We start from the raw sequence: 24,428 nt of genomic DNA, 5'->3' as shown, positions 1-24,428 counted from the left end.
TCCGCATCGCGTGCGAACAGGTCGAGCGACATCGCCGCGCCTTCGTTGGCCGAAAGCACGACGGGGACCGAGGGCGCGACGGAATCGGCGACCACGTTACCGTTCAACTGCACCGCAAGGAGCTGCGGTGCGGTGTTTGTCGCGCGAACGATGATGCGCACGGTATGCCGGGTGACATTGGGTACCGGCGATGCCGGATTCGTGGTGCCCTGATCCTGTGGCGGCAGGCCGCTGTCGGTCACGGTGAACACGATATCGTGCGCGCCAAGATCGTCGGCCGTCGGCGTCCAGGTGAAGATCGCCTGTCCGTATACGCCCGTCGGAACAAGCGTCGCGCCGACCGGCAGACCTGCCGTGCCGAACGTCAACGCGTCCTGGTCGCGATCGCCGACGACGACCGGCAAGCTGATCGGCTGGCCGGCGACGGCGACGATCTGGTCGGGCAACGCGAATGTCGGCGGTTCGGTCAGGCTGCGCGCGGTGACGACGAAACTGACGGACTGAGCCAGTACGCGCGATGGATCCCCATTGCCGTTGTCCTGCGCGGTGAGCGTGATGGTGTAATCGCCCCGGTCGTTGTCGCCGGGCGCGAAATGAATCGTCCCGGTGATGTGTCCGTCCGCGCCAGGCGGATTTTGGGTGTAGGTGGCAAAACGCGGCAGGCCGGAAATGGTCAGCTGAATCGGGTTGCCGTCGATGTCCGTGATATTCACCGGAATGTCGAGCGTGGCACCTTTGTCGACGAATGCGTTGGTGATCGGAGCGATGTAAGGCGCCCGATTCGTATCGGCGACGACGATAGGAATCGTTACCTGGCTGATCGCCGGCGTTCCCGTGCCATCGCCATCGTCCGTGGCGATAACCGTCACATGATAGGTACCGGCCTGGGCATAGCCGGGCGTCCACACGATCTCCAGTGTGTCGCTATCGAAGGTTGCGCCCTCGGGCAGGCCAAGTACCTGATAGGTGACCGTCGGACCGACAGCGTCGCCCTGATCCGTCGCGGGAGCACCGGTGCCCAGTCGCACCTTGGGTGCGAAACCGGGATTGTCCGGATCGAAGGCAAAGACGCTGATGCGAAGATCCTGGCCTTCGAGAACATTCCATGGGCTGCCCACGTTGCTGTCGAATACCGGTGCGCCGTTCGCGTTCAGGACGCTGAAGTTCACCACCCGCGACGCCGTACGCGTCACAGCGGTGCCGTCGAGCGCGGTGAACGTGGCCGTGAGCAGGACATTGACGCTGTACGAACCGTGCTGGTCGAAGCCAGGCGTCCAGCTGAGCCAGCCGGTATCGCTGTTCAGCGTCATGCCACCGGGAATCGATGCCGCGCTGTAGCTCAGCGTGACGGTCGATCCATCGGCGCGCGCCGTGCCGCCCGGTAACGAGCCGGCCAGCTGAAGAGCGTACGCGTCGCCTTCGCGAAGTACCTGCGGCGCAACGGCTCCCAGTACGGGGTTGGGTTGAGCCTGGGTCACGGTGATCGTGAAGGTCTCGCTGACCGTCGACTTTCCATCGCTGACACGTATCGTCACGTTCGAGTAGATGCCTGCCTGCGAGTACGTCGGATTCCACGTAAGCAAGCCGGTCTGCGCGTCGAACTGAGCGCCGGGGGGCAGGTTCGCGACGCTCATCGTCAGGACGTCGCCGTCCGCATCGGCGGCGCGCAGCGGAAGCGAGAGCGTCGTACCTTCGGCAAGTACGATGTCGCTCTGCTGACCCAGTACCGGCGCGCGGTTACCTTGCTGGACGACGACATGAAGCACACGGAGTGCCACGCCGCCACGCCCATCCTGTACACGCACGACCACGACAGTGTCCGCATCGGCGTTCGCGCCGGGAGTCCAGCTGAGCGTCGCGACGGAATGGTAGTGACCGTCGGCATCTACCGTGTAGGCGCCCGTGGCGCTGATGGAAAGACCGGCAGGTGCCTGCACGACTTCCCAATGGAAGGCCGTTCCGTCGTTATCGACGGCTTCGAGCGTGGCACTCCAGGGCTGACCGATCGTCGCCGGCTGGTTGAACGTATCGGGTTTGCTCGTGCTGCCTACCGCCGGAATAGTCGGTGGCAGATTGGCTTGCGGAACCGCGTAAATACCATGGCCGAGATTGAACTTCGCCAGGTCGGCGAGCACGCCGGCGTTACCGAAGAAATTCGCCGGAACCACCGTCACGGTCTGATTGGCAAGGGTGGCACCTACCGCCAGCTTGCCTCCCATCGCCTGCAACGCGCTGGTCAGATCGAGGATCCAGAAACCTGCCTGTGCGCCGGTGCCCTGAACCGCACCATCGATACCGGAGGCGAAATAGGCGCCCGGATCCAGCAAAAGCATCAACGGCCCATGCAGGTCGTCGGTGCCGATGTTGGTGATGCTGACGTCGTAACTGACGGCACCCGTTGTGTGGTCGGCGCGCGTATTGGTAAACGCCAGTTGCACGGTGCTGCTCATATCCAGCAGCGCGGTGAAACCGCTGACCGTGTTCTGCCCGATGGCCAGGTGGCTGGCACTGCGCAGGTTGCCGTTGATGGTCAGCTGGTAGTGGCCCGCCGCGATCCCGCTGACATCGAGATACGCTGTATGCGTGACGGCATCCCAACGAATAGTCTTCGGGGTTATCGCCGTCGCACCCGTCTCGCTGGACAGCAGGGTGAAGTTCGTGGCGTAGAACACGCTGGTCGGGTCCGCGAGCGCCGAAGCCGGATCGCTACCCAGCCACATATCCTGATCGAACCGCACCGCGATCTCGCCAACGGGCAACGGCACCAACGCCCCATCGGGTACGCTCGTCGCCAGTACCTTCGGCGCATGCGCCGGGGCGATTTCGTCGACGTGGTTGGTCTGCGCAACGAGAATACGTCCGTCGCTGGTCGCGACGATCGCTTCGCCCTGCGTACCGCCGCCGGCGACCTGCAGGACGCGGCGGGAGTTCAGTTCGATCATCCACACCGTCGAACCATGCGTGGTGTCGGCGACGCCGGCGACCTGCACGTGCTGCGGCAGGGCGCCGGAAGCGAGCAACAATCCGTCGAGCGGCGTGCCCGCCGCGCCGAAGGCGATGGAACTGACCACACCGGTCAGGCGGTACTCGAGTTCCGCACGGCCAAGCGTGGCGCCGGACATCGGGAAACTGACGATATCCGTGCTGCCCTTGGGATCGGCGGCCGCGATGTCGCTACCGGTCCAGCGGATGCCCCACAGACGTCCATCCGGCCCGAAGGCCAGATCGCCTACGCGCGTATTGCTGAAGTGCTGCCACGCGCGGTTCGGATTGGTTTCGTTCGGATGGAAGACTTCGATGCCGCTGCCGGAGGAGACAAAGATGTCGCCGGTGGACGGCTGGATGGCGAGGGCATGCGTCAACGGCTGGCCGGTCGGGCCCTGCATGCGCCGCACGATGGCGCCGCTGCCGGCATCGACCTGCAGCAGCTCGTTGCCGGTCATGACCCATAGCTGGCCAAGCGCGTCGACGGCCATGTCGAGTACGGGCGAGTCGAGGACGAAGAGCGGCGTCACCGAGTGACCGCCGTCCTTGCCGTAACGGTAAACCTCGTTGCGCTGGGCGCCCGCACTGACGAGGACGCTGTGGTCGGGCAGTTCGACCATCGCCATGGCTCCGATATCGGCGGCGCCGGTAGCGAAGCCGTCGGCGAAGCCGCGCGAAACGAACGGGGCAAGCACGTTGCCCAGATCGCCAGCATTGCTCGTCGATACCTGACCCGGCAGGAGCTGGGCCGCATCGGTGAACAGCGGATTGGCCGGGTAGTTGCGATCCGGTGCCGCCTGCGGAACGGTCGGGCTCTGCTCGACGCCCGGCGTCACGCCAAGGCCATCCAGCACCTGCTGGCGACCGCCATCGTCGGGCAGGACCGCGTTCGTGACATTGGCCGCTTCGCGATTGCCCGCGTTGTCGGTGGCGACGGCGAGGAACTCGTAATGGTGGCCCGCTTCGCCGGTGAAGACGGCTTCGGTCTTGTCCGGGCCGACCTGGCGCTGCCAGATGCGGAAGTCGCCGCCATCGGTCGCGACATACACGGTAACGAAACGGATGCCGCTCGCATCGTCGCTTGCATTCCACTTCACCGAATAGGTCGGTGCGCCGTTGACGTCGTTGCCGAGGCTCGTCGCCGTGACGACGGTATGCGGCACGCTGGCGTCCAGCGTCGTGTTCACGGTCACGCTGTCGATCGGCGGCGCGCCGTCGAAAAAGATGCGTGCGGTCGTCGCGATACGCGAACCGGATACGGCGGTCGCCGATGCGGCAACCGTGAAGCTGACGAAACCACCGGTTTGTGCGCTGCTGCCCGAGAGCAGCGCACGCGTCAGATCCTGCATCACTTCGCCGGTGGCCGGATCGATGGCCTGGATAAGCCATGTCGCGATACGGGATTCGACATCGATGCCCGCACTGACGCGAAGCACGTAGCCCTTGCTGCCGCTGAAGTCGAAATCGGCCTGGAAGTTCGCGCGATCCGCCGGAACGTGGATGCTGATGTCGCCGAGCTTCAGATCGCCGAGGCGTAGCGAACGCGGGTCCAGCGACGGATCGAGCTGCGTCACGATGCGGATCTGGCCCACGCCTTGCTGGGTCGGATTCGCGAACGCGAACGTATACGGCAGCGGGGTCCCGGCCGGTACATAGACACTGCCGTCGCTTGCCGTGCTGCGTCCCTGCGGACCCTGCACGCTGATGGCGGCGTCGGCCGCGCCGCGTTGCTGCGCGATGATCTGCAGATACTGGGCGAGATTGAGGGCCTTGCCCGGCAACGGATTGAACTTTTCGTCGAGCAAGCCCTGTGAACGCAGGTACTCGAGTTCGGAGCGGCCGCCCACAAAAATCTGGAAGTTCTCGAACTGCAGCGTGCGCCCCACGTGCTGGTCGTAATCGGCCGGATTGGCCAGCGCCGGTACCGGCACTTCGACGTAGTCGCCTTCGTCGTCCTCGCGGATTTCGATATGGTCGATCGGTCCCTTCGCGGCTTTCGGATCGCCGCTATAGGCGGCCGTATCGCCATACCACTGCTGCACCTTGGCAAAGAATCCGAGCAGGTCGGCCTGCGTGCGATAGCTGTCGCCGGCGCGCGAAAGCAGGATGCCGGCGGCCAGGGTCGCATTCAGGCTGACGACCTGCGGGTTGGTCGTGATCGGCGGCGCCTGGTTCTCGGGTGTCAGCATGCCCGCGGTTTCCAGCGCGGCCAGCCAGCCGTTGACCCAGGTCGACGCGTCGGCGGCGAGCACGGACAGGTTCACCGGTGCGCTGGCATCGGCGAGGATGGCGGTACGCAAACGCAACGCATACGCCGTCTGTTCGGCGACGAATTGCGCACGCGTCAGCGCGGTCGCGGACGCCACCACGTTCATCTGGAACGATTCGGAAAGAATCTCGAGCTTGCTGATGCGATCTTGCGGATCGGCAGCGAGGAAGCGGGCCGTGAGGCCGGCGGAAATCTTGTCCAGTCCGCTGACGCCGGCATCGAGGATGCCTTGCTTCTTCCAGTCCGGATGCGTCGCATACAAGGCGTCGCGCAAGCCGTCGAAATCGCGGTTGAGCCACGCCGTCAGACCCGGATAGGTCTGCAGGCGGAAGGTCATGCCGACGAAACCATGCGCAGCTACGTCGAAGGCATAACCCGGTGCGAGGTTGTAGCCGTTGGTGTTCAGGGTGCCGTCGAGCGAGGCCCACGGAATATCCGTGCGCGACTGCGTCGAAGGTGTCTGCCCGTAACCCATGGTGTTCGCCGGCGCACCGGCGATGTTGCCGTAAGGCGAACCGCCGACGTTGGCGCCGAACAGTGCATAGGGCAGGTTGAGGCCGTCGAGCAGGTACTGGTTGTAACCCATCTCCACCGCGCCGAAATCGAAACGGACGTAAGGCGTGTTGACGTTGGTAAGACTCTGCAACGACACCGTATAGGTCGCGCTGTCACCCGGTTCGAGATTGCGTGGACCACCGACACCGATGGTCACGTCGTCCTCGATACCGCGCTCCACGAGATAACGATTCGCTTCGGTGATGCTCTGACCGTTCGGATTGATGACCGTGACGTCGTACAGACCGAGCGGGAAGGCGCGGGTGTCGAAGATGGCACGGATATGCGTCGCGTCCAGCACCTGCCAGCGATCGGGTTCGGCTTCGTAGACGCCGGGGCGGGTGAGCTTGACGAGCGCTCCGGGCTGGAAGCTGGAGCCGTAAATGTCCAGCGTGACCCAGCGATGCGCATCGTCGCTGACGCCGCCCGAATCCGGCGTGATCTTCGTGATCGACAACGGCAACAGGTCGGCGCGCAGCGTCGCCGGCACGGCGTGGCCGCCACGGCTGCGTACGAGGATGTAGTAGTCGCCCGCCAGGGTGCTGGCGATTATCGCTTGCTGATCGGCGGATGAGGCATTGCTGTACGAGGCGTCGTACGCATAGGTGGTCGGGATGTCGCCGTAACGGATATACAGCTCGTTGTCGCCGGCTTGCGCGGTGGAATCGAGCAATACGCGCAGCGTCTGGCCCGCCGCGACGCTCACCTTGTAGAGCTGGGTCTGCCCATCCGACAACGTGATCGCCGCGGGACTCGCTACGTCGATGCGCGGTACCTGGGTCTGGATCACGGCAGCCGACGCGGTGAGGTTGTTTGCCTCGCCCGGTGCCATGACCAGGCCGTTCGGGCCGTAGTAAATGGCACCTTCGAAGACTTCGTTGTAGAGATCGGGGCGGACGATGATGCGCCAGGTGCCGTCCTTCAGCGGAGGCAGGTTGGCTGTGAGCGTGCCGGTATAGCTGCCCTGGCCGATAAGATCGCCGACATGCAGCACCTTGCCGAGCAGGATGTCGTCCAGTCCCCAGGTGTTGTCCGCCGAGAGATAGATCGCATCCGTCCACTGACCGTGCGCGGTATTGGCCGAGTCGTTGCTCACCGTATAGGTGATCGTGACCGGCTGGCCAACCTGGGCCAGCGGGGGCACCGCGACCTGGCCAACCTTGAGGTCGGCCGGTGGCGGCGTCTCGACGATGATCGGCTGGACAGCGGCGGTGGCATTGTTCTGGTCGTTGCCGAATTCCAGCACTTTGCCGCTCGGACCCGAGCCGAAGGCACGCGCGGGATCGGTGATGACGAAGACGTAGTACGGACCGTCGAGGTCGCCCGGCGCGGTGACGGTAAAGCGGCCGTCGTAGCTGCCGGAGGCGCTCAGACCGCCGGAATGACTCAGGTAACCGAGGTAACGATCCTGGTTGACGTCGAGGAAGCGGTCGCGCGACAGGTAGATCAGGTCGTTCCATGCGCTCTGGTCGCTGGGCGTCGCACCGCCCGCGTTGTACACGGTGTAGTCGACGACAAAGGACTGTCCGGCCACGACATGATCGGGTGCGGTGACCTTCGATACCGTGAGATCGGGTGGTGTAGCCAGTGTAATCGGCAGGGCGATCGAGGAGACGTTATTGCCTTCGTCGCGGAACTCCAGCACCGAGCCGGGGCCGTCGCCGGCGACGACGTCCAGACCGGCACGGATCGAACTCGGCTCGCTGTAGAGCCAGTCTTTCAGCGTGGAGGTGTCGGCTTTTACGATGACGTGGAAGTTGCCGCTGATCGACTGCGGCAAATGGAACGTTACCGACTGCGTATACGACTCGCCCGGCAGCAGGAAGCGCGGTTTGCCATTGGCATCGGTGAGCGAGATGCCCACGACACGTCCCGGATTGTCGTAAAGCGAGCCTTCCGGCAAGGGTGTATCGGACGCGTCGAGCGACGCATCGTTGGACAGATAGACGCCATCGGACCAGCCCGACACGCGCGTGGCGCGGTCGCCACGGTTGGTGACGACCCAGGTCACGGTGACCAGCTCGCCGGATTGCGGCGCCGGATTGGAAATCGTGATGCCGTCGATCTGCAGATCGGCTTCGCGATAGGTGATGGCGAGGCTGCCGCTACCGATGTTGTTGTTGCCCAGCGTGCCTTCGTAAACCGACTTGCCGTAGTAGAGAACGTCGTTCGCGTTGATCGTGCCGGTAAGCTGTTCGGTCGCGGCGTTCGGTTGTGGCACGGGCGAGCTGAGCGTATCGCCCGGCATGCTGTCCGTAATGACATAGATGTAGTACTTGCCGTCCGTACCCGGCGGCAGTTGCACGTTCGCGGTGACGCTATAGCTCGCGCCGGCGGCAAGGCCCGCGAGGTTGTAATGCGTGAATGCACCGAGCGCCGTCGCTCGCTTGGGTATGAACGTCGGATCGGTACTGATGTAGACCGAGTCCACCCAGCCGACGGTCGAAGGCCATACCGCCTCGCCCTTGTTGGTCACCGTCCAGGTGACGGGGGTGAGCTCTCCCGACCAGTTCTGCGGCTGGGTGACGATCGAGGTCACCTGCAGATCGGCGGGATGGGCCACGACATTCGACGCGATCGCGGTGACGTTGTTGCTTTCGTTGACTTCGCGGACGTTGTTGTACGCATCCGTGCGGACGACGATGTAACCGCCGTTCACCGATGGGGCGAGCTGGAGTGTCTGCGAAACCGTGTACTTCTCGCCGTTGTTCAGCGTACGGCTTTGCGTATAGCTGCCGATCAGCCAGAACTTCGTGGCCTTGGACAGATCGGGGTTGTCCGCGACGTAGACCGAGTCGGTCCAGCCGCCAGTGAACAGATCGCCCTGGTTCTGCACCGTATAGCCGAACGTGATTGTCCCGCCGGCATCGACCGTCGCGGGTGCGGTGACCTGGGTCACGACCAGATCCGGCGGCGTAATGCCGAGGACGCTGATCGCGCGGGCCTTGTAGTTATTGTTGTCGACCTGGTTCGGGTCGTCCGGATTGATATTGGAGGCGAGCGTGTCCTCGAGAATGCTGTCGTACGCATCGCTCCAGACGGTGATGTAGTACTTGCCGCTGAAGGTATCGTCCGGAATCGTGACGCGCAGGGTGCCCAGATAGTCGGCGCCGATGGCCAGATTGCCGGTGTGCACGACCGAGCCGAGCAGCACGTCGCCCTTGTTCGCGCCGGGGCGACGCGGGTCCTTGGCCAGCCATACCGTATCGGTCCAGCTGTTGATATCGGCCGATACGCCGCGGGTCGTCGCGCTGCCGGAGTTGGTGACCTTGTAATCGACCTGGATCGTCGCGCCATGCACCGCCTGATCGGGTGCGGTGACGTTGCTGGTGACCAGATCGGCGAACGGTACCGGGTCCACGTAGAAGTGAGCGGCGCGAACGTTGTTCTGTTCGTTCGGGTATTCGTCGACGACGTTGTCCGCATCGGTGACGACAATCAGGTAGGCGTTGCCGCGGTACTGGATCGGGATATCGATCGTGCCGCTTGCGTTCGTGTAACTGCCGGTCGGAGCCAACGCGCTGCCATTGTCGAAAACGCCGACGAGCACGTCGTCGCCGCTGAGCAGGCCGTCGCGCGACAGATAAACCTTGTCGCGCCAGTGACCGTTGGCGGGCATCGGGCCCTGGTTGACGACGGTGTACTGGATGCCGACCGTGGTGCCGGCGGTGACGTGGTCGGGTACGACGACGTTACCGACCTGCAGATCCGGACGGCTCTGCAAGCTGATCTGCGATGCGTCGCTGGCGATCAGCAGATTGTTCAGGCGCGCGGTGCCGTACTCGTAAACCTGCGCACCGTCGCCGCCGAGATTGGCGTTGGTGATGACTTCGATCCGGTACAGACCTTCGATCTTCGACGGCAGGCGCAGCTGTTCGGTACGCGTATAGCTGATACCCGCGCCGAGCGGACGATCGTAGGTAAAGCTGCCGAGCGTGATCGTCGCACCATCGCCGCTGACGGGCACGAGCTTGACGGTATCGACCCACGGACCGGTAGCCGTGGCCGTGCCGTTATTGATAACGGTCCATGCCACGTCGACGACGGAACCTTCGACCGCCGCGGCCGGCATGCTGACCGTCTGCACCACGAGATCGGGCGAAGGTGCCAGCTGCACGGGCAGGGCGATGCTGTGGCCGGTGTCGTTGTTGTTGTAGACGAACTCGAACGGGCCGCCGGTCTTGACGTTGAGGTAGTAATTGCCCGAGATGCCGTTAGGCATCGTCACGACGATGCTGCGGGTATAGCTGTCGCCGATGGCGAGCTGGCCGATATGGTCCGCGTTGCCGAGCTGGAAAATGGTGCCGGTGCCATCGGGCAGCGAGCTCAGCCAGACCTGGTCGCGCCATTCCGACGTGTCGGTAATGCCGATACCCTGATTGACGACGTTCCACGTCACCGTGAGGGACTGGCCGCTGATCGCGGCGCCTTGCGCGCCCACCGATTGCACGACGAGGTCGGCATACGGTTTCGGCATGATGTCGACGGTGTGGTCGAGCAACGCGGCGTCGTTGGCGGTCGCGCCATTCTGGAACACGGTATGCGCCGCGTCGGTCACGACGAAGAGCTTGTAGCGACCGGTGGTGCCCGGCGGCAGCATCGTGCTGAATTGACCGTTGTAGCTTGCACCCACGGCAAGCGCGCCGTCGTGGCGCACTTCGCCGACGACGATATCGTCGCCATTGCCGAGGATGTCGTCGGTGGAGAGTACGATGCGATCCGTCCAGCCCGTGCTGTCGCCCGCACCCGTACCCTGGTTGGTCACCGTCCAGGTCACCGCCAGGGTGGCCGGGTCGGCGATCAGCGTGGCGGGCGCCTGCACGGCGCTCACCGCAAGGTCGGCATGGGCCGCCATCTGGACCGTCAGCCCGTTGCGGTACGTGTTGTTGTCGCGAGAGCGGTCGTCGATCGCGCGTGCGGCATCGGTCACCACGACGATGTCGTAGTCGCCGCTCGCTTCGAGCGGCAACGCGAACGATGCGGATGCATTGTAGGTCGCACCGGTGGCCAGTCCACCGGCGTGCGCGATCTCGCCGACCTTGACCAGCGTACCGTTATGCGAAAGGAAGACCTGGTCGATCCAGCCGCCGAGGGCGGCGCCGCCGTTGTTGGAGACTGTCCAGCCGACGGTCACCGTCGTGCCGGATAGCACCAGCGTCGGACCCGAAACAGCCGACACCGTCAGGTCGGGGCGTGCGACGACCACCGGAACGGTAGCGGCCGTGTCGTTATCCGATTCGCCGTTGCGTTCGTAGATCGTGTCGTCGGCATCCGTGCGGACGAGCCACGTATACGTGCCTTCCGCGAACCATGCGGGAACCGCGACGTCGATGCTGCGCGCCGCGCTTGCACCGACATCGAGGCCATCGGTGTAGAAACGGCTGCCGACTTCGGTCAGCGTGCCGTCCGCGGCTTTCAGGTACACGCGATCGCGCCATGCGCCGGTCGTCGCGACATTGCCGGTGTTGTGCGCGGTATACGCGACCGAAACGCTGTCGCCGGGACGCAGTGCGGTCGGTCCCGTGACGTCGGTCACGGTGAGGTTCGCCGCCGGAGCAAGCGAAATATGCAGCACCGAAGCGGACGCCTTCGTGTTGTTGCCGACGTGACCGTTCTCCACGACGACGCCGTTGAGATTCGTCAGGACCAGGATGTAGTAATCGCCGACGAGGTCGCGCGGCAGGCTGAGCGTCGCCGTCGCGGTATAGCTGTCGCCTACGGCAAGCACACCGGCATGCACGACCGAACCGGCCAGCACGATGTCGTCGGCCGAGGGAACGCCCGTGCGCGAAAGATATACGCGGTCGTTCCACAGCGAGAGATTGGTTGGCGCATTGCCGCTGTTGGTCACCTGCCAGCTGATCAGGACGTTCTCGCCGCTCTGTGCGACGGTGGGTGCCGTGACCTGGGTGACGCCGAGATCGGCATAGGCCGCCGCGACATCGATGGCATTCGCGCCACTGACGGTATGCGCGCGCGTATCCGGCTGCAGTACTTCGCCGCGTGCATCGCTGCGTACGGCGAGGAAATAGCGTCCGTCGGCCAGCAGCGGAAGCGTGAGTGCCAGCGTCTGGGCGTAGCTCTGTCCTGCCGTGAGTGCGCCGTTGTGGCGGATGCTGCCGATGACGATGTCGTCGCCATTGCCGATGATGCCATCGGTGCTGAGCACGATTTCATCGGTCCACGAATCGCCGGTGGCGGCCTGTCCGCGATTGGTGACTGTCCAGCTGACGTTGACCGTCTGTCCGCCGGTTGCTTTCACGGGCGCCGACACGTCGGCGACGGTGAGGTCCGCATAGGCGGTCGTCGCGGAAACCATGCTGCCGCTTGCCGAATTGTTCGTTTCGGCATCGTTGGTGAGGTTGGCCTCGTACAGCACGCCGACGCCGGCCGTGTTCTGATCGGCCGTGACGGTGACGGCGAGATTGCCGGCACCGCGCAGACCGTCGGGCAGACGGAAGGTGTAGCTGCGCAGACGGTGGCCGCCCGGGCCGATCGGTCCGTTCGGCTGACCGTCCACGAGGGTGGCCGGGTCGTAAGGCAGCGTCGCGTCGACGAGTACCAGACCCGAGTCCGCGCGGGCGACGGTAATGCGATCGTTGAACGCCGCGGCGGTCGGGCTGCTGCCGTCGTTCCAGTCTTCCCAGGTAATGGTGACGATACCGCCGGCCTGCACGGTCGTGCTGACGATCTGCAGGTTGCGCACGGTAAGGTCGGGACCGACGACCGTCGCGAACGAGGCGACGTTATTGGTTTCTGCGGTACCCGCTGCATTCGCTTCGGCGATCTCGTTGAGCGAGTCGGCGATAACCCGGATCGAGAAATTGCCCGCAGCGTCGATCCCGTCGGGCCAGTTGAACGTGGCGTGTCGCGCGCGGTTGCTGCCGGCGGCGAACGCGCCGTCGCCAAGCAGCTCGCGCAGGGTGACCGTGGCCACGACACGGCCGGTCGACGTATTGCGCACTTCGAGCGTTTCGCTGAACGGGGCAACCACGGCGGTACTGCCGCTGTTGGAGGTGACCCAGTCCACCGCGACCTGCTGGCCGGGTACGAAACCGCCCGCAGGCGTCAGGACGAGCTGGCCGACGGTGAGGTCGGCATACGGGGCGAGCGTGACCTGGATATCCAGGTGCGCCGTATTGTTGCTTTCGCCCGTGCCGCTGGGATTGCTTTCTTTCAGCAGGTTGTCGGAGTCGGCGATGATCGTGATCGACAACGTGCCCGTCGCGTCGCTGCCGTCGGGAAGATGGAGTAGCGCATGGCGCACGATGGCGCCGCCGACACCGATGCCGGTGTTGGACGGATCTGTACTGTCGTAGGGCACGACGATGTCGAGGACGATGGCGCCCGTCGCGGTATTGCGCACGATGACGCGATCGTTCCAGCTACCGCCGGTGGCGAGCGTGCCGCGGTTTTCCTCGGTCCACGAAAGATCGACGGTCTGGCCGCTGTGGATGTCGCTCGCGGGGGCGACAGCCACGGTGTTGATCGTCAGATCCGGCGCGGGGTTGGTAATCAGCGTGTCGAGGATGACCGTGGGCGGATCGACGACGTGCACCATGCGGAACGCGACGGGGGTCGACGTAACGCCGTACCCGTCGATGCGTTCGAGCGACAGCGTATACGTGCCGCCCAGGGTGATCTTGCCCAGATCGAAGCCGGCGCCGTCGATGAAATAGTGGTAGACGCCAGCTGCCTGGTCATACACGGAACGCCACGATCCCATGGCTGCGGGCGAGACGACCGTCCTGCCCAACGGATCGCGTAGCGACAGGTATACCTGTGTCGCCTGCGTATCGTTGGCAAGCTGGCCGGGAAGAATGTCGAGGTAGTAGTGCTGGCCCGCTTCCAGCGCATAGGTATACGTCGCGACGGCGTTGGATGTCGCTACCTGCGTCTGGATCGTCGTATCGACGGCGACTGGCGTGGCACTGGCGGCGTCCATGACACGGAAGTTGTAGTTTCCGGACGCGGTCGTGTTGCTGTCCAGAAGCAGCGTGTAATCGCCGGCGGGAACGAACAGCGACGGATTCAGGGAGTAGGAGTAGTAATTGTTGTAATAGCCCAGCGTGTTACCCGATATCAGTACGCTGCCGTTGGGGCCCAGCAGACGCCAGTACACGTTCTTGTCCGCGCTCAGCGTGTCGAACGTCAGCAGCTTTCCTTCGTCCAGGTGCAGCGCGTAGCTGACGCTGCCGCCGTTGGCGGGCAACGTACCGGACACGGATGTATTCAGGGGCAGCGGCGATGTCGTGGTATCGAGGGAGAAGCGGACACTGGCGGTTCCGGATATCCGTCCCTCGCCATCGATGACGAGAACATAGTCGCCCGGCGGCACGGCAAGAGAGCCGCTCATGTTGTACATGTTGCCCGACGCCACGATCTGTCCGTAACGCGAGATCAGCTTCCAGGCAGGCGATCCGTTGGTGTTGCCCGTGCCCGGATCGAATACGATCCGGCCGCTGGCATCCACCGTGACGCGATAGGCGAGCACGCCGGTATTGGTATCGAGCTGTCCCGAAGCGATGACCCCGGAGGCGAGGGCTTGCGCACCCGCCAGGTCGGTGAGCACGAAGCGCAAAGGGTTCGAGGAATAGGTGTTGCTCAGACGCAGCACGTAGCGGCCGTCGGCGTTCAGCCGGATGGCCTGTTTCGTGGCTCCGTTTATATCCTGCGAATAGACCAGCACACCGTGGCTGTCGTAGACGTCCGCGTGGCCGTAGAGCTGACTGTTCAGCGTGGTAAGCCACAACAGCTGACCCGCCTGACCGTCGAAGGCGAAGTTCAGACCGCCGTTCGAGGGAAGCTGGGCGCTGACTGGCGTGCCGATCGCGATGTCGCGACTGACGGAACCGAGGGCGATGGTGTTGTTGAACGACACGTTGCCCGCATTGCCGTATGCGTCGCGTACAAGGAAATAGGTACCCGTACGCGACAACGGCGCGGAGACCTGACCGGGCTGGATGTCCGTCACGCGCGCACCGAATGCGTCGTAAATCGTCCAGGTGGAACCGTCGTATCCCCCCGACAGGGCGAGCGTGCCGCCGGCCAGGCCCTGGACGGTATATGCGGACGCATAACCGTTCGATACGTAGCCGCTGACCGTTCCGCCATCGCCCACGACCTGCGCGGCGCCGAGGTCGAGCAGGCGTAGACCGAGGTAGTTGCCATAGCCGGTCGATACGCGAAGCTCGTAATGGCCCGCGTTTACTTCGAACAGCGCGCCGCCACCCGCATTGGAACTGCTGAACGTGCCACTGGCGACGACCTGGCCATCGCGCAGCAGCGTCCACTGACGCGCCTGTCCGTACATCTGGGTGATGTCGGCGAGTACATGCGTGGATGCATTGACCGAGAAGTACACCGAATCTTCGTAGTACATCCCCGTGTTCGTCCCGAACGGCGTCGGCTCGTGGGCAACGGAGAACGAGACCGTCGCGGGCGTTCCGCTTGACTCGTGAGCTTCGGCACTGAGCAGGTAACGGCCCGGTCCGACGACAAAGCTGTTGTTGTCGGCCATGTCGGAGGAACGGACGAGATGGCCGAAGGTGTCGTAAAGCACCCAGGTTCCGTCGAATCCTTCCTTGCTGCCAAAGTTGCCTGCGTCGAAGTGGAGGGTCGTCTGCCGGTCGGTGGAGAACGTATACAGGCCGGGTTGCGTATCGCCTGCTTCAAGGGTTACCGGTTCGTCCAGCGCGATGGGACGGGCCGCGGCGGCGTCCACGACCCGGATATCGAAGGGCGTCGCATCGCCGTCCGCGAGGAACGACAGCACATATCGGCCAGCCGCGAGGTTGAGCAGCGAGATGTCGTGGCTGCCGGCGGGCCACGTTCCGTAAGTTTGCGTGCCGTCCTCGGAGGACAGCGTCCAGTCCACCTGCCAATTGCTGGCCGGCGCCGTCAGGATGAACTGCGTCGCCTGCGACAGATCGATCCGGTACACGCCCTGCACGCGATCCAGATGCGCGGGATCGGGAACGATGTGTAACGTGCCGCCCACGGTCGCGACGGGCAGCGCGTCGGAGCCGTTGCTTACAAGAGTGACATTGACACTGGCCGGATCGGTGGACCCGTCCGTGCGCGTCCAGACGAGGTAATACGTGCCGTCCGCAGGCAGGGCGGGGAACAATGCGGGGGCATCCGACGCACCATTGGCGATGGCGTTGCCTGCGGCATCGAGCAGCGACCAGCTCGCGGTGACCGCACCCGCGGGCCATGCGGGCAGATACATCCGCTGCCCTTGCAGGCCGTCGATGCGGGCGAACGTCGGCATGACATTCGAGAACGCGAGCGTGCTGGCGACATCGGGTGCGAGCGATGTGGCGCTGGCCATGTCGAAGGCCAGGAACCCGTAGTCGAGACCCCAGTTGTAAATGCCCCTGCCACTGGCGATTTCGATGTCGTAATCGCCGGCACCGAGGGTGAACAGCGCGTACATGATGCTGTCCTGCCCGAAGGTCCAGTGACCGCTGACATCCGCACCATCGATCGACAGAGTCACGTTGTCGCTGATGTGCGTGAAACCGATATAGTACGTACCCGGCCGGTCGACATGCAGCGTGCGCGACAGGACGTCGCCCATCGGTGCGACCGAGCCTTCTTCCACTGTTCCGACCGTCACCGGAGTGGGCTGCACCAGGAAAACGGAGACGTCGTTATAGCCGTGGTTGGTCAGGTCGATATACCAGGTGCCATCGGCGGTGGCCGTAAACCACTTCAATCCGTCGTTCTCGTTCTGGTAGCCGGTCAGATCCGCAAGCATCCCGAAATCGGATCCGTACAGGACATAACGGGCGTTTTCGGCGCGCACGAAGCCGTACCGGTGTCCCGCCTGCACGGTGAGGCTGTACAGCCCGACAGGGCCGGACACCGTTCCGTTGGCCGTCGCCGGCGTCGCACTGCCCTGCGTGGCCAGCGTGAAATCGAACGTGTTGACGGTAGCGAGCGAGTTGGCGAAGACCAGACGGTAGTCGCCGGCGGGCAGACGCATATAGAACGACGACTGGGTCAGCGACGTGTCGCCATCCAGCACGATGCCGTTCGCATCCTGTAGCGACCAGGACACCTGGTACAGGTAGGCGGTCGTCTGCATCGATACGAACGACGCACCGTCGAGATGGAACGTATAGGTCTGCGCGGCATCGGCGGGAAGGGATACCGATGTCGCGGTATCGACCGGAAGAACGATCGCCGCGGGTACTGTGGTGCCGCGGGGGACGTTCGTCTGCGAGAACGACAGGGTCACCGGACTATTGGTGCCCGGGACGCGCAGGAAATACGTGCCCGGATAGTCGAGCGTGAAGCTGACGGTCGAATTGTTGTTGCCGTACGCAACGCTCGATCCGAACGCGTTGTAGATTTCCCAGTTGGCGTAACCCGTTCCGGTCAGCGCGCCGACGATCGTGACGGTATCGCCGATGTTTCCGTCGATGCGGATGTAGTGCGTATCGAGTGAACCATCGATCGATACGGAGGCATCGTGGCCGCTGGCCAGCAGCGGGGCGTTGTCGACGTCGACGATGCGAATAACCGATGTAACGGACTGCGGGGATGTCGAGGATTCCGTCGAGCGCACGGCGAAGAAGTTTTCGCCACCGCCGCCATGCGAGCTGCTGTCGAACTCGATCCGGTAGTCGCCCTTGTCCAGAAGCTGGGGAAGCGGCTGGTTGCCGCTACGCGTCCAGTCGAGCCAGGTCTGTCCGGAGGCATCGACAATGCGGTAGTAAGACTGGAGGTCGTAGCCCGAAGGCAGTACGACGGCAATGTGTCGCGAGGAGTCCAGCGAGAACGAGAACGACTGCAGGTGACCGTTGTCGTCGCTGAGTACGACCTGGCCGCTCGCGCCGAGGGCCAGCGGCTGCACGACGACCGGTACGGCGACCGCGCCGACCGAATAGGCGATGGCGTCGCTGCGATCGCCGATGCGGCGCACGATCAGCCGGTACCCATCGCCGTCCAGGCGACGTACGCCAGAGATCCCGCCGATACCGTTATCGACGATGGTGCTGCCGTGCACGATCAGCCAGCCGATATTGGCGGCATCCGCATCGTCGACAATCAGGGACACTGAGGACAGCGGCGCGCCCGCGGGCAATTCGTAAACGGCGGTGTCTTGTCCGGCGGCCAGCGACGTGGCGACAGGCTGCGGAGCGGGGACGATGCCGGCATCGAGGTTCGTCAGTTCGAAGCGATACGCTTCGCCCGGTTCGTTCGTCGTGATCCGCAGGGTGTAATCGCCTGCGGAGAGGACGGTGGGGGAGCCGCTGTGCGCGACTTCGTTGCCCCATGCGTCGATGACAGCGAACTGAGCGCTATCCGTGTCGTTCCACGCGAACAGGGTGCCGCCCGCGGGCAGACTGAGTGCATACGTGACAACACCCGGCACGTCGGGCGTGACGCCCTGGACGATATCGCCAAGGGCGACGGCCGCTGGCGCATACGCGCCCACAGTGAGGCTGTAACCGGCGTTGTCGTTGTCGGTGCCACCCAGCACGAGGACGGAATAACTGCCCGGTGCGATGGGGCCGAGATCGAAGGTGCCGCTTCCGAACCCCTGGGCAACGATGCTCGCATTGGCGTCGACCAGCATCCAGCGCATGTCCGCGCCGGTCGCGGTGAAGGCGATGCGGGTGTTCTGGCCCACCGGTACGTCCACGCGCCATAGCGCGGCGGCGGAAGGAACGGTCAGCGTGTCGGTGATGCCGCCGGCGTTCAGCGCCGGTGCCACGGTGTAGGAAAGTAGCTGGATGGCGGCGACGGTATCGTCGCTCGTCGCTTGCAGGGACAGCTCGTAGTCGCCTGCCGCCAGCCACCGCAGATCGCCCGTCACGGCATCGATCGTCGTCCAGCTGCCTGCCGCTCCGCGCAGGGTCAGCTTCGCGCGCAGGGCGCCCGACGTACCGATATCGCCGAGATGAATATACGAGCCGGTGGAAAGGCTGAAGGCATGGACGGCGATATCGCCCGCATGGGCGAGATGGTCGTTCAGCACGGCCGGCAACGGCAGCGGCAATGGCGCGGTCTGCCCGAATGTCAGCGTGCCCCGTACGGCGGCGGAAAGATCGCCGGTGCGCTCGACGAGCAACGTGTATGCGCCGTTGTCCAGCACCGCGGTATCGACAAGCGTACCGCTGACGCCGGATACGACAAGGCGCCCCTGTGCGTCGTACAGGCTCCAGCTTGCGTTATTGCCCAGCGACAGGCCGAGGTGAAGCGCGCGCGGCGAGGAAAGATCGAGGCGATAGATACCCGAATCGAGGCCAGCCGCCACTGTGACGGCGTTGTCGCCGTCGGCCGTCAAGGTCGCTGCCGCACTATCGAGCGTTTGCCATGCGAAGTGCGCGCCGTCCACGAGGGCTTCGACGGTGAAGTCATAGTCTCCCGCGGCAAGTACGAGACTCGCCGCGGTGGGGTCCGCGTCGTTCCAGCCATAGGCCGCGCCGCCCGCCGAGATGCGCCAGTGCACGCCCTGCGACCCGAGGTCGCGCAACAGTTTGCCCAGCGGAATGGTCTGTCCGTAACCGACGATGAGCCGGTACGTGGTTGCGTCGCCGGCATGCGCGAGATCGCCCGAGAATGCGTTGCCAAGCGATACGGCGGAAAGATCGACGCCGACCGGTATGGCCGTTTCGGTGGACGTCAGCGAATATGTGGCTCCCGCCGTGCCGTGCACCACGACGACCCGGTCGGTGCCCGTGCTTACGGCATGCGCGAGAACGGCGCGATCGAAGGGGCCGTGACCCGAGAACACCACGCGTCCCGCCCCGTCGTAGACAGTCACGTCGACATTGCCGGCCGTCGCGAGCACAAGGTCGGCGAGTGCGGCCGTCGCCGCTACGCGCCAGACCGCGGTGCCGCCGTCGGCAAGGACGCCATTCGTCGCACTGCCGGCGACGAGAAGGGGCAGGGTAGCGACATCGGTCAATGCAACACTGTAAGCACCGGGTGTGCCGGTGCCGTCGCCACCGATTTCCAGCGTGTATACGCCCGCGCCAAGAGATACGGGCAACGCCGTTGCGAGGTTACCCGTCGCGATGACAGTGCCGCTGTCCGAGCGCAGGGTCCATGACGCCGTCTGCCGGCTGTCGCCGCCGATCAGGATGCGCGTCGGCGTATCCAGCGCGAGTCGCCAGGTGTCGGGAATCGACGTGTCGACGGTCGTGCCGGAAAGCGTCGTACCGATCGTCGCGTCGCCGTGCAAGGCATGCACCTGTGTCAGCGCGATCGCCGATGCGATGGCGCTGCCGTTGTCGTCGATGCCGTTTACGAGGACATACCAGGTGCCGCTCGACGGTATCGCCAGAGCCAGGTGCGAGCCCGGCGACAACGATTGCCAGCCATTGATACCGTTGCCATTGGCATCGAGTAGCAGGACGTTGAAGCGTCCTGCGTTCGCCGCGTTGGCGAGCTGCACGTAATCGCGCGTGCCGGCATCGACGCGATAGACGCCGGCGGCGGTGGACGGTAGCGAAATGTTCAGAGGTGCTGCCGCGTCGAGTGCGGGAACGCTTCCCAGGAGCATCAGATTGAAGTCGACGTTGCCCGTGGTGAGTCCGTTGGGCAGGATCGTCAGCCGGTAGGTGCCCGCGACTGGCAGCGCCATGTAGCTGCCGAAATAGTCGTACAGGCTTCCGGAGGACTGCACGCGTCCCGTCGGACCGTCGAGGGTCCATGTGATGTCGTCGCGGGTGACGAGGGCGTCGAGCAACGCGTGATCGGGATGGTCGACTGTGAATTCGAAGACCAGGCTCTGGCCGACGACACCGATCGTGGCGTGTACCGGTGTGCCGGGTACCAGCGGTTGTACGGCCCCGGTGCTGAGCGCGTACAGGTTCAGGTCGGTCGTTACGGGAGCGGTGGCGCTGGCCGAAACGCGTACGACCAGTGCGTAGTGGCCCGCACGAAGATGCATCGTCTGCGCCGACGAATAGCCCGATCCGGACCACACGCGATTGCCGTAATCGTCGAAAAGATCCCACTGCGTGTCGGTGCGCGTGGTCGTCATCGCGCTGCGGTAGTCGGCTTCGCTCAGGTTCAGGCTATAGACCGTTCTCTGGCCGGCACTTGCCGTCGTTTCGACGGCGGTGCCGGGGGTCATGGGTAGCTGACTGGCCGGCGTACCGATGCCGAACGAGAATGCACCTGTCGTCAGATCGTTGCCTTCCACCGTGAGTACGTACGTACCGGCCGGCAAACGCAGGAGGATGGAAACGTCGTCGAAGTCGCGCGACGTGAATTCCGTACCGCGCGGTCCGGACAAGCTCCAGTGCAGCGACGTCGCATGGCTGCCCGGGTTGAACGTCAGCAGCGTGGTGGCGTCCAGCGTGAAGCCATAAGCGATCGTCTGCCCCGGCGTGGCGATGGACCCCACGATGGGCATGTCCAGCGTCGCAGGCGCCGTGACGACATCGCGACGACCGATCGTGAAGGGGAGTGCGACGGAAACATTCGGGTTGTTGTTGCGCGGAGTCAGCTGCAGGAGATAGTCGCCGCTCAGTGTCAGCGGGATATTCAGGCTGTCCGAGAAGTAATAACCGCTTGCGGCGATGCGTCCGTCGGGACCGAGCAGGTTCCAGGAGCCTATCGATGTGTCGGCTGCTCCTCCCTTGAAGTAAAGCCGGTCGCCGGCCTCGCCATGCAGGTGATAGGACCGGATCTGGTCGCCACTGCCCGTGGAGTTGACCAGCGAGCCGGGCTGGATATCGGGCACGCCATTGGCGTCGAGGATGCGGAACCGGAAGGCGGTCGCCGTGTCCTGAACGTTGCGCAGGTCGAGCGTATAGTCGCCCGCCGCGAGCCAGATCGGCGATGCGTCGTAGCGCGTGCTGTTCCAGCCGCTGATCGAATTGTTACCCGCCGACAGCAGCCACTGCACGTTGTCGCTGGGCAGTCCGCCGAGCGCGTCGAAGGTGATCCACCCCGCGCTGGCCATGCTGAATGTATAAGTCGCCGCGGTGTTGCGCGCGGCAAGCGTGCCGGTCACTACATCGTCGAGTACCAGCGGATTCGACGGATGATCGACCTGCGCCAGCGTGAAAGTGTCGCGGCCGTTCGTATTGGAGTACGAGGGGCCGCCGACGAGCAATGTATAGGTACCGCCCGCCGTGATGTCGAACAATGTCCCGAGAACCGCCCGGTCGCTGCGCCCGGCGACGACGCGGCCATAGGCATCGATCAGCTGGTAGGACGGCGAGTTGCCGGTGCTGCTTCCATTGAGGGCAAGCGTCGTTCCCGCGACGGCATCGACGCGGTAGGCCACCGCTGCCGTACCGGGCGAACGCGTCGTGGTGGTCGGCTGTCCGAGCGCCAGTGCCGGCGCGGCCGATGTGTCGATCATCTGGAAGGCATAAGCGCCGTTGCCGGAATACCACGACGGGTAAAGCGCACCCTGCACGGTCAGTGCGTAGTCGCCCGCGCGCAGGAAAAGCGTGCGGTCGCCGCCGTAGATCTGGACCTGGCTGGCTTCCGTCCCGTACGGTCCGGCCAGCGACCAGATCGCATTCGTCTGGCTCTGCGCGTCGAACGCGTATACGCCGTCGGCGGGGACGGTGAAGCGAAAGACCTGTGTCGCGTCCCAGGTAGCCAATGTACCCGCGACGACATTGCCGAAGGCCAGCGGCTGACCGCCGGGCAGCGCGACGGGAGGCGTATTGCCTATGAAGTTCAACTGCATATGCAGCGATGCCGCCGCGGCAAGCGCGCCCTGACCTTCGACCAGCAATGTGTAGTCGCCGTCCGAGGCGAGGGTAAATGCCGATTCCGTGCCGTCGAGACGGCTCGCCGTCACGACGTCGCGACCGTAGGCATCGACGATGCGCCAGTTCAACGGTCCTCCGGTAACGGCGGATGCCACGAGCTGCAATTTATCGCCGGCATGCGCGGAGAAACGATAGGCGCGATTGTCGCTGCCGTCGGTCATGGCGACGTCGACGCCCGTTCCCGCAGTCAGCGTCTGAGCGGCTGCCAGGTTGTTCATGGCGAAGACATAGGAACCCGTCTTGCCGCTGTCGCTATCGATGGTGAGTGTGTAATCGCCCGGCGGCAGTGCCGCGACCGTTTTGTCGAGCGATCCGTTGCCGAGGTAGCGGCGGGTGAAGCCGCTGCCGTAACTGCCGGTCAGCGTCCAGGCGATGCCCGTGCTGGCCTGCATCGCATCGAAAGCCAGCGTCGTCGCCGAGGCCAGGTGGAAGCGATAGACCGACTGCTGTCCGGGCAGCGTCACCGCGCCGGCGATACGCGCGGGGAAGTCGGGCGACGCCGGATCGAGCACGGTCACGATATCGGGCACGGCCTGGAACGCGAAGCCGTAGTTCGTCTGCGCGGACCCTGTGTTCACGGCGAGCGTAAAACGACCCGAAGCGGTCGCCGTGAAGCGCGTGTTGGCGGTATAGGAATTGCCCGAGATGCCCTGATGGCCATACGGATCGAGCAGGCGCCAGCTGATGTAGCCGGACGATGAGGACCATCCGCTCAGGTCATAGGACTGTCCCTGGACGAGGTCCAAGCTGTAAAGACGCATGCCATCGGCGACGCCCAGCGAGTTGGCGACGGCGGTCCCATCGGACAATAGCGTGGCGGACGCGACGCTGCGCAGCGTGAAGCCGCTGGCACCCTGGGTTGCGGTGTAGTCGGTAACGGTAAGCGTGTAATCGCCCGAAACGAGCTGGAGCGCATCCCGATTGGCCGCATATCCGCTGTAGTCGTTCGTGACCACCTTGCCATTAGGACCGGTCAGCGACCAGTAATAGGCGGTGCCGCCGACGTTATCGAAAATAACGGATTGCGCCTGGTCCACGTGGAAGTGGTAGCGCAATTCCTGTCCGTCGACCGGCGTCGTCAGGCTCACTGCCTGATCGAACGAAATGTTGGTGTCGACATCCGCGATGGTGCGCAGGTTGAAGGAGAAATCCACCGCGGCGGTGTTGTTCTGCGTACCCTCCATCAACAGCAGGTACTGGCCGCTATATGCCGTCGTGAAACCCTGGGCCGACGACGACAGGGTTTGGGACGAGTTCACCTGACGCCCATAGGGATCGACGAGGCGCCAGTTGATCTGCTTGTACTGGCCGGTGCTCGCGAGCGTGCCGTCGCCAAGCGAAAACTTCTGCCCGGCCGTTGCGTCGAAACGGTAAACGGCGGTGTCGTTGCCCTTCGTCAGCGTGCCGGCGGTCGGCTGTCCGATGGTCAGGTCGGCCGCTGCCTGTGCGTCGACGATGCGCAGCGCATAGCTGCCGGTCGCATCGTTGGTTCCGTTGACACTTAAGGTATAGGTGCCGGCCCGGAGGTCGAACGCGGGGAACTGGTAACTGGCATCCGTCGCGGCGAAGTTCGAGCTGCCGAGCTGGCCGCCCGGGCCTGTCAGCGTCCAGCTGATATCGCTTCGATTCGTCAGGCTGTCGAAAACGACGCGACGATCGTCCTGTACGGTGAACTGGTAGTGGTTTTCCTGGCCGGGATTGGTCAACGATCCGTTGATCGATATGGCGGCCGGATTCACGTCGCCGGAAAGCAGTACGCGTGGTTCGATGGTTTCGAAGCGGATGGCGGGACCGGGCGCCGTATCGTGCTCGGCGACTGTGTTCGCGACTTCCTTGCTGGACGGACGGCTCGACGTTTCCAT

At 64.4% G+C, this 24,428-nt stretch carries 1 protein-coding gene (running past one end of the window); it reads right to left on the bottom strand.

Translation table 11 applies throughout. The features are described 5' to 3' along the window. Positions 1-24,428, bottom strand: the 5' portion of a protein-coding gene (locus tag AC3IR3_RS11100) for an Ig-like domain-containing protein (RefSeq protein WP_489192089.1). 11,809 nt of this gene lie to the left of the window's left edge; 24,428 of the gene's 36,237 nt are visible here — the first part of the coding sequence; its start codon is at positions 24,426-24,428; its stop codon lies off the left edge, out of view.

Source organism: Luteibacter sp. GL_149 (genome assembly GCF_057834065.1).
Note: the sequence above shows the minus strand (reverse complement) of the source record. Positions and strands in the feature narration are given on the sequence as shown.